The following is a 15,204-nucleotide window of genomic DNA, read 5'->3' as shown; positions in this document are numbered from 1 at the left end:
GCGGCCGGTCCGCCGCGGCTCGTCCGTCCAGACTGGGCGGCCGGCGGCCGGGTGAGTGGTGGCCTGGGTGGCGCACCGCCACCGCTAGGTGGCGCAGGCGGCCCGGGTGGGTGGCGGACGGCCGGTCCTGGGTGGGACCTCCGGCCCACGGCGCGCCGTCAGGCGCCCGTGCGCAACACCTCGCCGAGCCGGCGGGTCCGCCGCCGCGCGTGCTCGGCCCGCAGCACCCCGGCGGCCGCGAGGAGCCCCGCCACGACGGGTAGCGCGGCGGCGGCCCAGGCCACCGACCCGGGCGCGGCCGGCAGCCCGGAGCCCGTGCCCGCGAGCCCCAGCGGGACCAGCACGAGCGGCGGCACGGCCCAGCCGGCCACCGCGCCCGCCGCGCTGGCGAGCAGCGCCGCGGGGAGCACCTCGCCCGCGGCCACACCGCCGGCCTCGCGGTCGGTCAGACCGACGGTGCGCAGCGTGTCGAGGGTGCGGCGGCGCGCCGGGCCGCCCGCCGCCGCGGCGACCAGCACCGCGAGGACGACGAACGCGAGCAGCAGGGCGACGGAGGCGGCCGCCGCCCCCACCAGCGCCCGGGGCAGCACGTCCGCCCGCAGGTCGGCGAGGACGGCCGACCGCGCCGTCACCTCGGCGTCCCCCGGCGGCGCGCCCGCGCGGACCGCCGCCTCGGCCCCGGGGCCGACGAGCCACACCGTGGTGGGCGGGACGGCCGCCTCGCCGCCGAGCTCGGTCACGTCCACCGCGACGACCGCGCGCGCGTCGTCCCGGCCCGCGGACGGCCGGGGCACCGCGAGGCCCAGGGCGTGCACCGAGCGCTCCTCGCCGTCCCAGCGCAGCACGACCTCGCCCCCGGCGGCGACCTCGGTCCCCGGGTCCCCCGCTCCCGGGGCCGCCGACGCGTGCCCCGTGGCCGCCAGCGCCCCCGCCAGGGCGGCGAGCGCCTCCGGCTCCCCGGCCACCACGTCCACCCGCGTCGACCCGGCGGCGGTGCGCGCCGGCACGTCCCGCGCGACGCGGGCGGCGACCGCGGCGGTCACGCCGGGCGCCCCGGACCACTCCGCCGCCGCCGCCGCGAGGTCGGCGTCCGGCTCCCCCGCCACCCGGGCGTCGCCGCCGACGGACGCCCACGCGGCCGCCTCCTGCCCGTCCCGCACGGCCGTGACGCACGAGGCCCCGACGACCACCAGCGCGGCCGCCGCGGCGACCGCCAGCAGGGGCAGCGGCGCCAACCCGTCGGACCGGGCCCGGGCGACCGCGAGGACGGGGACGGCGCCGCGCGAACGCTCCGCGAGGGGCGCGAGCCGGTGCACGGCCCCCGGCAGCAGGCGCGCGACGAGCACCGCCGCGACCCCGGCGAGCAGCGCGGGCGCCGCGGCCGCGAGCAGGTCCGGCGCGGCCGTGGCCGCGGACGCGCCACCCGCCGCGGCGCGGGCGGGTCCGCCGTCCCCCGCTCCCCCCGACCGCAGCACCACGACGGCGCCCGCCGCCAGGGCGACCAGCGCCAGCTCCGCCGCGAGCCGCCGGGCGCCGGCATCCCGCACCCCGCCGTGCGCCCGGCCCCGCGCGGGGTCGGCGTCCCCGCGCGCCACGCGCAGTGCCGCCGCCGGCAGGGCCGGCACCGCCACGGCCGCCACGACGAGCACCGCGGCCACCGGCACCCGGCCGGGCACGACGGCCGCCGCCAGCCCGAGCCCCGCCGCGACGCCCAGCCCGACCACCACGACCGCCTCGGCGGCGAGCTCGGCCGCGAGGGCGGGCAGCGTCGCGCCGCGGGACCGCCGCGTGGCGAGCTCGCCGGTCCGCCGGCGCGCGAGCAGGCCCGCGACGAGGACCAGGAGCAGCGCCCCGACCGCGGCCCCGCCGACGACGAGCGCCGTCGCCGCCGCCCGCGCCGCCGCGAGCTCCGCGACCGCGGCGCGCAGCACCCCGACCGCGCTCGAGTGCAGGGCGCCCCCGGCCGCGCCCCAGCCGACCGTGCCCGGTGACGCCTGGACCGCCGGCAGCTCGCCGAGCACCCGCTCCGCCGCGGCGGCGCCGACCCGGCCGGGCTCGAACGCCACCCGGACCGTGCGCTGCACCTCCCGCGGCCCGACCGCCGCCACCGCGGCCGCGAGCGAGTCGTCGGACAGCAGCGCCGCGGCCGTGGTGACCGTCGCCGGCCCGACCCGGGACACCCGCGGCTCCAGCACGTCGGGCAGGTCGTGCCAGGTCGCCGCGTCCGGGTCGGCCGGCCGGAACACCCCGGACACCAGCGCCTCGACCGGCGTCCCGTCGCCGGCGGCGAGGTGCAGCGGGTCCCCGGCGGAGGCGCCCAGCGCCCCCGCCACGTCCTCCGCGAGCCCGACCTGGACCGGCGCGGACGTGGACGCGGTCCCCGGGCCCGCGGGCTCGCCGCCGGACGTCCACTCGACCGCGTCGTCCGCGGGGGTCCACACCAGCCGCAGCGACGTCTCGCCGCGGGCGGCGCCGGGGTCGGCGGACCCGGCCGGGAGCGCGAGCGGCGTCGACGTGGTCGACACCACCGGCGGCCGCAGGACGGGACCCAGCCGCAGGGCCAGGCCGGAGGCGACGGCGTCCGCGGCCTCCCGCGCGAGCTCCGCGGAGCCGTCGTAGCCCTGCCCGGTCTCGGTGAAGGCGGTCGTGGTCGTGAGGACCAGGTCGGTGTCGGCGCCCGCGCGCGCCACCGCCGCCTGCACCGCCGCGTCGGACACGCGTGCCACCGCGCGCGGCACGGCGGCGACCAGCGCCACCACCAGCGCGACCAGGACCGCGACGAGCACCAGCGGACCGGGCTGCGCCGCCGCGCGCCGCGGCAGCGTCGACAGGTCGACACCGGGGCGCCGGCGAGCGCCTCGGACCCGGTGCCGGCCGGTCACTCGGCGTCCCCGAGGCGCAGGTGCGCGGCGGACGCGCGGCGCACCAGCGCGGTCACGACCGGGAGCACCACCGCGGCGGACCCGACGAGCAGCACCGCCGCGATGCCGCCCGCGGCCGGCCAGGACCACACGGGCGCCACCTCCGGCACCGGCCGGCCGCCGGTCGCGGAGATCGTCAGCGCCGGCGCGAGCGCCCGCGCGACGGCGGCCCCGGCGGCGGTGCCCCCGACGACCGCCAGGACGTCCACCGCCACGTGCTGCAGGACGGAGACGGCGGCGACCGAGCGCGGGGACGCGCCCACCGCGAGCAGCCGGGCCACCTCCGGTCCGCGGTCCTCCGCGGTCTCGACGGCGTGCAGCGCGCAGCCGACCAGCGCGAGCGCGACGGCGGCCACCACCAGCAGCCCGAGCGCGGCGAGCACCCCGACGCGCAGCGGGCCCGCCCGGAGCTCGTCGGCGGCGCCGGCCCGGGTCGTCACCGCCGCGCCGGCGTCCCGCAGCGCGGCGACGTCGGCGTCCGCGGGCAGCCACCAGGCGTCCACCAGCGGGGTCGCCTCGGCCTGACCGACGGCCACCCGGTCCAGGGCACGCAGGTCCGCGAGCACCGCCGGGCCGTCCACCGCGCCCGGGAGGTACGGCGCCACCGCCGCGACGGTCGCGGGCAGCGGCGTGCCGCCGACCGCGACCTGGAGCGGGTCCCCCGGTGCCAGGCCCGCGGCCGCCGCGAGGTCCTCGGTCACGAGCACGGGCAGCACCTCCGCCGGCGGGAACGCGGTGAGCACGACCACGGTCGGCAGGTAGGACGCCCGCGACACGTCCACCTCGCCGGTGCCGCGCACGACGCCCGGCCCGGCGGTCACCGCGGGGTCCGCGAGCGACTGGTTCGCGAGCGTGGCGGTGGTGGGCCGCGCGGACCAGCCGCCGGACCCGTCGGACCCGGTCCCGCCGGCCGCAGCGCCGTCGGCGCCGTCCGTGCCGTCCGCGCCGTCCCACCGCACCGCGACGGCGACGTCGGCGACCCCGCCCTCGCCCTCGTCCAGCACGGCGTCCGCGTGCACCTGCAGCACGACCGCCAGCACCCGCGCCCCGCCGTCCGCGGCGGCGAACGCGCCGGGGGTGGTGAGGGGCACGGCGTGCTCGGCCCCGTCGAGCGGCACCCGCTCCCCGGCCGCGCGCACCCGGACGCCGTGGCCGTCGTCCAGGACGAGCGTCGGCGTGACCGACAGCGGGTACGCGCTCCCGGAGGTCCCCGACACCCGGACCGCGAGGGCACCGCCCGCGGGGAACGGCAGGGCCGCCGCGAGGTCGTCGTCGTCCGGCTCCAGCCCCGCGGTCAGCGCCGGCCAGCTGGCCCCCTCCGGAAGGCGGCCGGCGAACGCCGCCGCCCCGGTGTCGACCGCGATCAGCCGGGGCTCCGCGTCCTCGGGCCCGGTCACGGCGAGGGTGCCGAAGCCCGTGACCCGGTCGGTCGCCGGGAGCGCCGTGCCGTGCGCCAGGGACCGCACGAGCGCGCCCTGCTCCGTGGGCGAGCCCGGGACGTCGGACGCGACCACCGGGGCGGGCACGAGCACCTGCGCCTGCTCCACCTGCGACCGGGACCAGGTCGCGGCCCAGCCCGCGGCGGACGTCGCACCGGCGGCCGCGAGCACCAGGAGGAGCAGCGCGACCGCGGCCCGGGGCCGGCGCGCCACGTCGAGCGCGGCCAGGGGCAGCACGAACCGCCGCGACCGGCGGGCGAGCCGCTCCGCGGGGCGCGCCAGCAGCGGCACGACGCGCAGCAGGACGACGGAGGCCGCGAGCAGGGCGAGCACCGGCGCCAGCACCCGCACCGCGTCCCCCGGCCCGCCTGCGCGCAGCCGCAGCGCCGCGAGCACCGCGACCGCGACGAGCAGCACGTCGCCGCCCGACCGCGCCAACCGGGACGCCCGCGCCGCACGCCGGCGACCGCCCGGGGGCCCGGCGGCGGGCGCGACCAGCGCCGCCAGCAGCGCGACCGCCCCGGCCGCGACCGTCACCACGAGGGGCACCGGCACGCCGCGGGGGGCCACGATCCCGGCGCCGGCGACCAGCGGGACCGCCGTCAGCGCGTGGTAGCCCGCCACGCCCAGCGGAACGGCCAGCGCCCCGGCCACGACCACGACGGCGGCCGCCTCCGCGACGGCGAGGCCGAGCAGCTGGCGCCGGCTCGCCCCCCGGTCCAGCAGGAGCGCGCGCTCGGCCGACCGTCGCGTCGCCAGCAGCCGGCCCGCCAGCAGCAGCGCGGCGGCCGCCAGGGCGACGCCGACCAGACCCGCCGTCAGCACCGCCGCCCCCGCCACGGCGTGCTGGGTCGCGGCCGAGCCGACGGTCGCGGGCAACGACGTCCGGACGACCGCGCGGTCGACGCGGCCGCCCAGCGCGTCCACGAGCGCGGGCCGGAGCCGCGCCGCGCCGCGCGCCGCCTGCTCCAGCGCCGCGACCGGCGCCCCCGCCGGCTCGGGGACGAGGGTCACCGTGACGGCACCGACGCCGGTCCCGGCCGCAGGCAGCGTGCCGGGGGCGACCACGAGCGGCCCGTACGCCGGCGACGACTGCCGGCCCGAGGTCCCTGGGCGCGGGTGGTCCGGGTCCACGCCCGCGCCGCCGAGGAGGTCCCGCCGCCACACCGGGGTGCCGGGGTCGCCCCGGTGCAGAGGCTGGAAGAGGCCGACCACCCGCACGACGGTGCTCGCCGGGGCGGCCGGTGCGTCGGGCGACGGGGCCAGGACGAGCGTGTCGCCCGGCGCGAGGCCCAGCGCCGCGGCGGTGACGGCCGGCACGGCGACGTCGACCGCCCCCGGCGCCCCCGCGGCACCCGGCCCCGCGTCGGCCACGGCGGCCCCGTCGTCCCCCGCCCGGTCCCCGGGCCACGACCCCGCCACGAGGCGCGCGACCCCGGGCAGGTCCTCCGCGTCGGAGAGGTAGACGTAGCCCGCGCCCCCGGCGTCGTCCGGGGACCCGGCGTCGTCCGGGGACCCGGCGTCGTCCGGGGAACCGGAGCCGGACCCGCTGCCCGCGCGGTCCGCGGGCAGCGCGAGCAGCGGCGACTCCGTCCAGGTCACCGCGGCGCCCGGCAGCGGGGCGAGGGCGGCCGCGGCCACCGCCGCCACCTCGGGCACCAGCGCGTCGGCGTCCGCCGCGCCGGCCCCCGCGGGCGGGACCACCCGGGCCACCACCTGCGTCCCGCTCACCCCGGCCGCGGCCAGCGCGGCATCGAGCGCGTCCCGCCGGCCGGAGGTGAGCAGCAGACCGCACGTCGCCAGCACCGTCAGCGCGACGAGGGCGGTGGCGGTCACGGCGGCCAGCAACGGCGCCTGCGCCCGGGCGCGGTGCCGCGCCAGCGCGGGCGCCTCCCGGGCCCAGGCGGCGCTCATGCCGGCAGCACGCGCCCGTCGACCAGACGCACCGCCCGGTCCGCCAACCCGATCATCACCGGGTCGTGGGTGGAGACCACCGCGGCCATGCCCTCCGCCTCGACGACCGCACGGATCAGCGCCATCACCGCGAGGCCGGTCTCGGTGTCGAGCTGGCCCGTGGGCTCGTCGGCGATCAGCAGCCGCGGCGACCCGGCGAGCGCGCGGGCGATCGCGACCCGCTGCTGCTGGCCGCCGGACAGCTCGTCGGGGCGCAGGCCCGCGTGCCCGTCCAGGCCCACGAGCCGCAGCAGCAGGGCCACCCGGCGCTCGCGGTCGGCGACCGGCAGCGCCCGCAGCCGCAGGGGCACGGCGACGTTCTCCGCCGCGCTCAGCACCGGCACCAGCCCGAACGTCTGGAACACGAACGCGACGACGTCCCGGCGCAGCCGGACCTGGCCGGCCGGGTCCAGGGCCGCGACGTCGGTCCCGTCGACGTGCACCGACCCGGCGTCCGGACGGTCCAGGCCGCCGACGACGTTGAGCAGGGTGGTCTTGCCCGACCCGGACCGGCCCACCAGCGCGACGAGCTCGCCGGGTGCCACGTCCAGGTCGACGCCGCGCAGCGCGTGCACGGCGGACCGGCCGGACCCGTAGGTGCGGTGCACGCCGCGGACCCGGACCATCGGACCGGGCGCGCTCCCCCCGCCCGGCGTCGTCCCCGCCGGGGCGGCCCCGGCCGTCTCCGCGGCGCGCGCGTCCCCGGTCACGCGGCACCGTGCCGGCGGCGGCCGGGCCCGCCGGCGCCCGTCCCGGAGTCGTCGGGCCGCACCGCGACGTGGTCCGCCTCCAGCGCGAGCCGCACCCGCCGGGTCAGGTCGAGCGCCTCGCGGTACTCCCGCGGCACCTGCACCCGGCCCGCGCGGTCCATGACGGCGTACTCCTCGGCCACCACCGCGGCGGCGCCGTCGTCGCCCACGTGGGACCGGCGCAGCACCTCGCTGCTGGTCCGCCCGTCCCGGATGGCGACCGTGCGCTCCACCTGACCGCTGACCGTCGGGTCGTGCGTCACGACGACCACCGTGGTGCCGGCGTCCCGCTGCGCGGCGCGCAGCGCGTCGAAGACCTGCTGCCCGGTGACCGTGTCCAGCTCGCCGGTCGGCTCGTCCGCCAGGAGCAGCCGGGGGCCGTTGGCCAGCGCCACGGCGATCGCCACGCGCTGCTGCTCCCCGCCGGACAGCTCGGCGGGGCGGCGGCCGCCCGCGTCCGCGAGGCCGACCAGGTCGAGCAGCTCGCCCGCCCGCGCGGTCCGCTGCCGACGCGGCGCGCCCGCGAGGGTGAGGGGCAGCGCGACGTTCTGCCGCGCGGTGAGATAGGGCACGAGGTTCCGGGCGGTCTGCTGCCGGACGGTGCCCACCACGGTGCGGCGGTAGGTCACCCGGTCCCGGGCGCTCAGCGCGCCGAGGTCCCAGCGGCCGACGCGGACCCGCCCGGCGCTCGGCGTGTCCGCCGCCGACAGGATGCGCAGCAGGGTCGACTTGCCGGACCCCGAGGCGCCGACGACGGCGACCATCTCCCCGGCGTGCACCAGCAGGTCGAGCCCCTGCAGGGCCTGCACCTCCACCCCGCCGGACCGGAAGATGCGCACGACCGCGTCGCAGGCGACCAGGGCCCGGCTGCCGAACTCCTCGGGCGCCGCGAGCCGGTCGCCGAGCTCCTCCACGATGCTGCGCTGCACGGTGCCCCCCTCGGACGACGGCGGGACTCTACCCGCCCGTCGCGGCGGTGGCGGGCGGCGCGCGCGACGCCGCCCCGGGAGCGTGCTGCCCCCGGGGCGGCGTCGTCGGTGCGGGTCAGCCCTGCTGCGGGGCCTGCCGCACCTCCTGGGCCGACTCCTGCGCCTGGTCCTTCAGGTCGCTCGCGGCCTGGGTGCCCTGCTCCTTGACGGTGCCGACCGCCTCGGTGGCGCGCTCCTTGACCTGGTCCACGGCCTGCTGCGCCGGCTCGCGCAGCTCGTCGACGACCTGGCCCGCGGCCTCCTTGACCTGCGGGGCGAGCTGCTGCGCCTGGTCCTTGACCGCCTGGGCCGCCTGCTGCTCCTTCTGCGAGGAGGGCAGCAGCGACGCCGCCAGCCAGCCCACGCCGAAGGCGATCAGGCCCGCCGCCAGCGGGTTGCCCTCCGCCTTGCGGGCGACCGTCGACGGCGCGCCCTGCACCCCCTCGGCGAGGCTGTGCGCCGCGGACGACGCCGAGCCGGCCGCGGAGTGCGCCGAGCCCGACGCGCTGCCCGCCGCCCCGCTCACCGTGTCGCGGGCGTCGTGCACCGTGCCCATGACGCGGTCGCGGACCGAGCCGACCTTGCTGCGGACCCTCTCGGCCTGGCGGTGCGCCACCTGGCGCGGGTCCAGCGCGTCGCCCACCGCGTCCACGTTCGCGCTCAGGTCCGCGCGGGTGGCCTCGATCCGGGCGCGGATCTCGTCCGGGTTCTCACTCATGGTTCGCCTCCTCGTCACCCTTGAGGGCGTTCGGGATCTTCTTGACCGTCTCCGCCGTGCGCGGCGCTCCCTTGACCCGCTGCAGCTCGGCGCGCCCGCGCAGCGCGAGCACCGCCGCGATCACGCCCCAGATCACCGCGACGACCAGCGCCGACCACGAGTGACCCAGCGGGTGGGACAGCGCCCACCACAGGGCGACGGACAGGAACAGCAGGACGAAGTGCCCGGCGACGCCGGCGCCGGCGAGCATGCCGCTCCCCCGGCCGGCCCGCTTGGCGGACTGCGTCAGCTCGGCCTTCGCCAGCTCGACCTCCTGGCGCACCAGCGCCGAGAGGTCCTGCGTGACGTTGCCGATCAGGTCGCCGAGCGACGGGCGGTCCTCGCCCGCCCCGGACGGTGCCGTCCCCGCCGGCGCCGTGCCGGGGGCGTCGCCCAGGGGAGGGACGCCGCCCGCCGTGCCGCCCGTGCCCGCTCCTCCGGGACCCGCGCCGGGGGCCGCGGCGACGGTCGGGTCCCCCGGCCCGGTCACGGCTGGTCCTCGCGTCGGAGGCCGGCCAGCGGGTCGCCGCCCGCCGTGCCCTGGTCGTCGGCCGTCGGGAGGTGGCCCGGCGTCGGGGTGACCGGGGCCTCGCCGCCCGCCGCCGCCCAGGCCTGCTCCTCGGAGCCCGGACCACCGTCGTCGACCGGGCCCGGCTCGCGGTGCTGCCCGCCGCCGAACTCGGCGTCGACGTCGGTCACCTCCGCCGTGCCGCCCGCGACCACGCCCGGGCCGCCCGTGGCGGCGAGCGCCGGGGACAGGTCCTGCGTGGTGGCCGCCGGCGACCCGCCCGCGGAGCCCGCGGTCGGGGTGGACAGGCCGGTGGTCGCGCCGGGCAGGGACGAACCGGTCGACCCCGTCGTGCGGGTCGGTCCCGTCGAGCCGGTCGACGGCGGGGCGTCCTTCAGCCCGCGCGTCAGCCGCCCGGCGAGCACGCCGGCGCCGGCCGCGAGGGCCAGGAACACCCCGGGCCGGCGCCGCGCGAAGTCGGTGACCTCGCCCAGCACGTCACCCGGCTCGCGGTTCTCGAGCCAGCTCGCCACCGACCCGGTGCGCCCGGCGACCTGCCGGACGAGGTCGGCCGCGAGACCGCCCTGCTCCGAGCCGTCCGCCATCCGGCCGAGCTCGTCACCGAGCGACCGGAGGCTGGAGGCGGCCCGCGCCTGCTGGTCCGACGCCTGGCTGGTCAGGCCGGCGCGCGCCTCGCCCAGCAGGTCCCGCGCCTGGCTCGTCGCCTCGTGGACGACGTCCGCCGCCTGGCCCTTGGCCTCGTGCAGCACCCCCTGGCCGCTGTCCGCGGCCGCGTGCGCCAGTCCGGACGCCTGCTCCTTCGCCGTCCCCACCGCTGCGGCTGCGCCGCTGTCCTCGGTGCTCATCGCGTCCTCCTCACTCGCTCTTGAAGGTGTCCTTGAGCTTCCCGGTGGCCTTCTCCACCGGGTTGGGCTTGGCCGTGGTGCCGTACAGCCGCGGGTCGGGCTGCGTGGGCGGCGGCATCGGCACGCCGGCGGGCGGCTCGGCGACGTAGGTGAACTCGCCCAGGCCGTCCGGGGTCGGGCCCGAGGCCCACGAGCCCTTGTCGGCGTCGGCCCCGTCCGAGAAGTTGATGTACTGGTAGGACACCTCGCGGTGCTCCTGGTCGATCGGGAAGTTGCTCGGGGTCGGGATGCCCTCGAAGCCCTCCTCCTGCAGCTCGCGCGCCGCGGCGATCCACTGGTTCTGGTGCATGGTGTCCCGCGCCAGCAGGAACGCGAGCAGGTCCCGGACGCCGCTGTCGTCGGTCATGTGGTAGAGCCGGGCCACCTGGACGCGGCCCTGCATCTCGGCGTTCGCGTTCGCCTGGAAGTCGGCCAGCAGGTTGCCGCTCGCGGTGATGTAGCCGGCGCTCCACGGGTTGCCGTTGCTGTCGACCGGGCGGGCGCCCGCGCCGGCGACGATGGCGTGCTGGACGTCCGTGCCGCCGATGATCGCGGCGATGGTCGGGTCCTTCTGCACGGCCTCCTCGGTGATCCCGATGGGGGCCTTCTCGAGCAGCTGCGCGATCATCGTCGCCAGCATCTCGACGTGGCCGAACTCCTCGGCACCGATGCCGTACAGCAGGTCGCGGTACTTCCCGGGCAGGTGCGTGTTCCAGGACTGGAACCCGTACTGCATCGCGACCGTGATCTCGCCGTACTGCCCGCCCAGGACCTCCTGGAGCTTGCGGGCGTACACGGCGTCCGGCTTGTCGGGCGTGGACTTGAACTGCAGCTCTTGACGGTGGAAGAACATCGCGACCTCCGCGCCCCGGGACCCCGGGGCAGTGTCGTCTGCGGAGCCGCGGTCGCGGAGGGGCGCCGGTCGGGCGCCACGCCGGACCGGGCGTGGCGCCGGCGCCCTGCTGCACCGGCACGAGGACGACGGGACCAGACCCGTCGCCTGCCACGACGCTAGGTCCGTCCGGGTGAACCCGCCTCCCGAGCGGGTGGTTGCGCGCCCGCGGCCCCGATGCCCGCGGCGGTCAGCCGGGCGGCCGCGCCTCGTGGCCCGGGCGCCCGTGCGTGCGGTTGCGCTCCTTCAGCTGCGACTCGTAGACGTGCCGGCGGCCGGCCACCAGCCGGTCGCGGGTGCGGCGCTCGGCGTCGGCGAACGCCCGGTAGTAGCCGTCGTCGAAGTCCTCGACGACCTGGAACGTCCAGCGCCCCTCGAGCACGTTCCGGCCGACGATCTCGGCGCGCAGCTCCTCGGCGACGTCGGGGTGCCCCGCGTCGGCGAGCCGGTCCAGCGCCTCGGCGAGCTCGGCGTCGGCCCGGCCGATGAGCCGGTGGAAGGCGTAGAGCATGCCGCGGGCGTGCTCGACCACCTCGAACGCGGCGGTCACGCCGCCGACGGCCTCCACCACGGCGTCGGGGACGCCCTCGGGCGGCAGGTGGGCCGCGTCGGGCCGCTCGGCGGAGCCACCGCCCCGCGAGGGCTCGGGCCGGTCGGCGGGCTGCTGCTGCGGTGCGTCGTCGCTCATGCGGCCATCGTGCGGCGACCCGCCCGGGCCCACCACCGCGAGCGAGTACGGGACGCGTCGAGCGGGTAGTCGGCGACTACCCGCTCGACGTGTCGGGTGCTCTCTCGGCGCGGGCGGCCTCCCTCGGCGCGGGCGGCCCCCTCGGCGCGGGCGGCCGCGCGCGCCGGGCCGGTCAGCCCGCCGCCGAGGCGATCTGGATCAGGTTGCCGCAGGTGTCGTCCAGGACGGCGACGGTGACCGGACCCGCCGCGGTCGGCGGCTGGACGAACCGCACGCCGAGCGCCTCGAGCCGGGCGTGCTCGGCGTGCACGTCGGCGACGCCGAAGCTGGTGAATGGGATGCCGTCGGCGACCAGCGCGGCCTTGAACGGCCCGACCGCCGGGTGCTCCCCCGGCTCCAGCAGCAGCTCGACGCCGTCCGGCGCCTCGGGCGACACGACCGTGAGCCAGCGGTGGGCCCCGAGCGGGACGTCGTTCTTGGGACGGAACCCGAGCACGTCGGTGTAGAAGGCGAGCGCCTTGGCCTGGTCGTCGACGAACACGGAGGCGGTGGTGATGATCACGGGGACTCCTCGGGAGCTGCGGGTGCGGACATCGCGGCCAGCCAGCCGGCGACGCCGGCGAGCGGACCGGGGTCGAGGCGGTGCACGGTGGTGCGCCCCGCCCGGGTGACCTGGACCAGACCGGCGTCGGCCAGCACGCCCAGGTGCTTCGAGACCGCCTGCCGCGTGACGGCGACCCCGTGGGCGGTGATGAGCCGGGTGCACAGCTCGAACAGGGTCTGCCGGTCCCGCCGGCGCAGCTCCTGGAGGAGCAGTCGCCGCGTCGGGTCGGCCAGCGCCCGGAACACCTCGTCCACGGCGCCACCATAGGCAACCGTACGGTTGCCTATCAACCCCCGGCCGTCGCGGGCCGGGCGTGCAGTACCGTGGGCGCATGTTCACGACGCAGAGCTGGTGGCCCGCCTCCTAGGCGGACCCCTCGACGCGTCGACGACCGCCCCTGATCCGGGTGGTCGTGGCCGCGGGCGCGGCGGGACCACCCGGTCCCCGACCGAACGGCTCCCGCGATGACCCTGCTCCGCTCCCTGCTCGACGACGACGCCACCCCCTTCGCGGTGCTGCACCGCCGCGGGGCGGACTGGCTGGACGTCCTGGTCGGCGACGTGCTCGACGTCGACCGGCTGGCCGACGTGCCGCTCGACGGCGGCACGGTGCTCGCGCTCGTGCCGTTCCGGCAGGTCCGCGAGCGGGGCTTCGCCGCGCACGACGACGGCGCCCCGCTGCGCTGCCTGCTCGTCCGGGACCGCGAGCGGGTGCCGCTCGCCGACGCGCTGGCGGTGCTCCCCGCCGCCGTGCCGGTGGAGCCCGTGGGCTTCGACGTCGACGACGCGACGTACGCCGACCGCGTCCGGGCCGTGATCGAGGACGAGATCGGCCGCGGCGAGGGCGCGAACTTCGTGCTGCGCCGGGACTTCGTGGCCCGCACCGACGCCGCGCCCGGGCCGGCCGTGCTCGGCTGGTTCCGCGCGCTGCTGGAGCGCGAGTCCGGCGCCTACTGGACGTTCGCCGTGCGGACGCCCGGGCTCGCGGCGGCCGGCGCCACCCCCGAGCGGCACGTGTCCGTGTCCGGGGGCGTCGCGCGGATGAACCCGATCAGCGGCACCTTCCGGCACGGCGCCGCGCAGCCGACCGGCGCCGAGCTCCTCGCCTTCCTGGCCGACACCAAGGAGAGCGAGGAGCTGTTCATGGTGGTCGACGAGGAGATGAAGATGATGAGCGCCGTCTGCCCCGACGGCGGCCGCATCCTGGGGCCGTACCTGGCGCAGATGTCCCGGCTCACGCACACCGAGTACGTGCTCGAGGGCCGCACCGACCTCGACGTGCGGGAGGTGCTGCGGCTGACGATGTTCGCGCCGACGGTCACCGGGTCGCCGATGGGCAACGCCTGCGCGGTGATCGCCCGGCACGAGACGACGCCCCGCGGCTACTACTCGGGCGTGCTGGCGCTGCTGGAGCCGGACGGCACGACGCGGCCCGACGGCGCGCCCGGGTACGAGGTGGACGCGCCCATCCTCATCCGCACGGCCTACCTGGACGCCACCGGCCGGGTCACCGTGCCGGTGGGCGCCACGCTGGTCCGGCACTCCTCCCCCGACGGCGAGGTCGCCGAGACGCACGCGAAGGCCGCGGGGGTGCTCACCGCCATCGGGGCGGTGGCGCCGGTGGGCGGCGGCGGGGCCCCGGTGCTGGCCGACGAACCGGGGGTCGCGGCAGCGCTGGCCGCGCGCAACGACCGCCTCGCGGCGTTCTGGCTGCGGCCCCAGGCGATCGAGCCGGACCCGGCCGTCGCGGGCCGCACCGCCCTGGTGGTGGACGCCGAGGACCAGTTCACGACGATGCTGGCCCACCAGCTGCGGCACCTCGGGCTCGACGCCCGGGTCGTGCCGTGGCAGGACGTGCCGGACGACGCCGACGCCGACCTGCTGGTGCTCGGGCCCGGACCCGGCGACCCGCGCCGCCTCGACGACCCGCGGGTGGCGCGCCTGCACGCGCTGCTCGCGCGGCGGCTGGGCACCGGCGCGCCGGTGCTCGCGGTCTGCCTGAGCCACCAGGTGCTCGCGCTCCAGGCCGGCCTGCCGGTCGCGCCGCTGCCCGCCCCGCGCCAGGGCGTGCGGCTGGAGGTGGACGTGTTCGGCGAGCGGCCGGCGATCGGCTTCTACAACACGTTCGCCGCCCGGCACCTGCCCGGGGAGGCCCGGACGCCGCTGCTCGGGCTCGACGTGGCCGCCGACCCCGCCGGTGTCGTGCACGCGCTGCGCGGCCCGCGCGTCGCCTCCGTGCAGGGGCACCTGGAGAGCGTGCTGTCCTCCGACGGGCTGGCGACGCTGCGCCGGCTGGTGGGCCACGCCCTCGCCCCCGCGGCCGACGCCGGGTGACACCGGCCGGCACCGGACGACGGCGGCGGGGCGGCGGCGCGGCGGCGGCGCGACGGCGGCGGCGCGACGGCGGCCCGGCGGCGCGCCCGCTAGCGTGACCTCCCATGGCCTCGCGCACCGGCGTCTCGACCGCCTCCGGCTGGCTCGCCGTCGTCACCCTGGCGGGCGCCGTGCTGCTGCTCGTCCCGGGCTGGTTCGGCCGGCCGGGCGGCGCGCTGTTGCTCCCCCTGGCCGCCGCCGCCGCGCTCGGCACGGGCTGGCTGCTCGACCCCGGGGCCACCCGGGCGACGTTCGTCGACGGGCTGCTCGCGGCGCTCGGGCTGGCGGCCCTGCTGGCGGGCGCCGCCCTGCTGCTGGCGTCGCTGGTGCGGCTGGTCGCGCTGGGGGACGTCGGCGCCCTGGGCTTCGGGCTGGGCGGCGCGGCCCTGGGCGCGCTCCTGGGCTCCGGCCTCCTGGCGACCCGGATGGACGGGCCGCCGCTGTAGGA

At 79.6% G+C, this 15,204-nt stretch carries 13 protein-coding genes; 2 read left to right on the top strand and 11 right to left on the bottom strand.

Annotation, left to right across the window (positions count from 1 at the left end):
• Positions 1 to 158 precede the first annotated feature (158 nt).
• The 11 genes from FS882_RS04695 to FS882_RS21560 form a co-directional block, all read right to left on the bottom strand.
• On the bottom strand, positions 159 to 2,882 hold the full coding sequence (locus tag FS882_RS04695; RefSeq protein WP_187365135.1) for an FtsX-like permease family protein: 2,724 nt from the start codon (positions 2,880 to 2,882) through the stop codon (positions 159 to 161).
• Complete coding sequence (locus FS882_RS04690) at positions 2,879 to 6,274, bottom strand: FtsX-like permease family protein (protein ID WP_158371405.1); 3,396 nt, start codon at positions 6,272 to 6,274, stop codon at positions 2,879 to 2,881. Before FS882_RS04690 ends, FS882_RS04695 begins: the two co-directional genes overlap by 4 nt.
• On the bottom strand, positions 6,271 to 6,939 hold the full coding sequence (locus FS882_RS04685) for an ABC transporter ATP-binding protein (RefSeq protein ID WP_158372040.1): 669 nt from the start codon (positions 6,937 to 6,939) through the stop codon (positions 6,271 to 6,273). Before FS882_RS04685 ends, FS882_RS04690 begins: the two co-directional genes overlap by 4 nt.
• Before the next feature lie 80 nt (positions 6,940 to 7,019).
• A complete protein-coding gene (locus FS882_RS04680) occupies positions 7,020 to 7,991 on the bottom strand; it encodes an ABC transporter ATP-binding protein (RefSeq protein ID WP_158371402.1) in 972 nt (323 codons plus the stop codon).
• Between the two features lie 115 nt (positions 7,992 to 8,106).
• Positions 8,107 to 8,748, bottom strand: a complete 642-nt coding sequence (locus FS882_RS04675) for a DUF3618 domain-containing protein (RefSeq protein ID WP_158371400.1) — start codon at positions 8,746 to 8,748, stop codon at positions 8,107 to 8,109.
• Positions 8,741 to 9,184, bottom strand: a complete 444-nt coding sequence (locus FS882_RS04670; RefSeq protein ID WP_410053265.1) for a phage holin family protein — start codon at positions 9,182 to 9,184, stop codon at positions 8,741 to 8,743. Before FS882_RS04670 ends, FS882_RS04675 begins: the two co-directional genes overlap by 8 nt.
• An 89-nt stretch (positions 9,185 to 9,273) precedes the next feature.
• Positions 9,274 to 10,161: a hypothetical protein gene (locus FS882_RS04665; RefSeq protein WP_158371395.1), complete on the bottom strand. Its 888-nt coding sequence runs from the start codon at positions 10,159 to 10,161 to the stop codon at positions 9,274 to 9,276.
• A gap of 10 nt (positions 10,162 to 10,171) precedes the next feature.
• On the bottom strand, positions 10,172 to 11,053 hold the full coding sequence (locus tag FS882_RS04660; RefSeq protein ID WP_158371392.1) for a manganese catalase family protein: 882 nt from the start codon (positions 11,051 to 11,053) through the stop codon (positions 10,172 to 10,174).
• Between the two features lie 229 nt (positions 11,054 to 11,282).
• Positions 11,283 to 11,780 carry a hypothetical protein gene (locus FS882_RS04655; protein ID WP_262348066.1) on the bottom strand — a complete coding sequence of 166 codons (498 nt, stop codon included), beginning with the start codon at positions 11,778 to 11,780 and terminating at the stop codon, positions 11,283 to 11,285.
• Between the two features lie 172 nt (positions 11,781 to 11,952).
• Positions 11,953 to 12,342, bottom strand: a complete 390-nt coding sequence (locus FS882_RS21565; RefSeq protein ID WP_158371389.1) for a VOC family protein — start codon at positions 12,340 to 12,342, stop codon at positions 11,953 to 11,955.
• Positions 12,339 to 12,638: an ArsR/SmtB family transcription factor gene (locus tag FS882_RS21560; RefSeq protein WP_158371387.1), complete on the bottom strand. Its 300-nt coding sequence runs from the start codon at positions 12,636 to 12,638 to the stop codon at positions 12,339 to 12,341. Before FS882_RS21560 ends, FS882_RS21565 begins: the two co-directional genes overlap by 4 nt.
• Before the next feature lie 210 nt (positions 12,639 to 12,848).
• On the opposite strand from FS882_RS21560, the gene FS882_RS04640 reads away from it, so the two are divergent.
• Positions 12,849 to 14,717 (top strand): anthranilate synthase family protein, encoded by a 1,869-nt coding sequence (locus FS882_RS04640; RefSeq protein ID WP_158371385.1) that lies wholly within the window; start codon positions 12,849 to 12,851, stop codon positions 14,715 to 14,717.
• Between the two features lie 104 nt (positions 14,718 to 14,821).
• On the top strand, positions 14,822 to 15,202 hold the full coding sequence (locus FS882_RS04635) for a hypothetical protein (RefSeq protein WP_158371382.1): 381 nt from the start codon (positions 14,822 to 14,824) through the stop codon (positions 15,200 to 15,202).
• The last annotated feature ends 2 nt before the right edge of the window (positions 15,203 to 15,204 follow it).

The organism is Cellulosimicrobium cellulans, from assembly GCF_007679345.1.
Lineage (GTDB): Bacteria > Actinomycetota > Actinomycetes > Actinomycetales > Cellulomonadaceae > Cellulomonas > Cellulomonas cellulans_A.
This window is presented reverse-complemented; position numbering and strand designations above follow the sequence as displayed.

Excerpts from the sequence above, each read along its gene's own strand:
- FS882_RS04655 (WP_262348066.1), bottom strand. The coding sequence starts at position 11,780 with ATGAGCGACGACGCACCGCAGCAGCAGCCCGCCGACCGGCCCGAGCCC.
- FS882_RS04660 (WP_158371392.1), bottom strand. The coding sequence starts at position 11,053 with ATGTTCTTCCACCGTCAAGAGCTGCAGTTCAAGTCCACGCCCGACAAG.
- FS882_RS04675 (WP_158371400.1), bottom strand. The coding sequence starts at position 8,748 with ATGAGTGAGAACCCGGACGAGATCCGCGCCCGGATCGAGGCCACCCGC.
- FS882_RS04690 (WP_158371405.1), bottom strand. The coding sequence starts at position 6,274 with ATGAGCGCCGCCTGGGCCCGGGAGGCGCCCGCGCTGGCGCGGCACCGC.
- FS882_RS04665 (WP_158371395.1), bottom strand. The coding sequence starts at position 10,161 with ATGAGCACCGAGGACAGCGGCGCAGCCGCAGCGGTGGGGACGGCGAAG.
- FS882_RS04635 (WP_158371382.1), top strand. The coding sequence starts at position 14,822 with ATGGCCTCGCGCACCGGCGTCTCGACCGCCTCCGGCTGGCTCGCCGTC.
- FS882_RS04640 (WP_158371385.1), top strand. The coding sequence starts at position 12,849 with ATGACCCTGCTCCGCTCCCTGCTCGACGACGACGCCACCCCCTTCGCG.
- FS882_RS04685 (WP_158372040.1), bottom strand. The coding sequence starts at position 6,939 with ATGGTCCGGGTCCGCGGCGTGCACCGCACCTACGGGTCCGGCCGGTCC.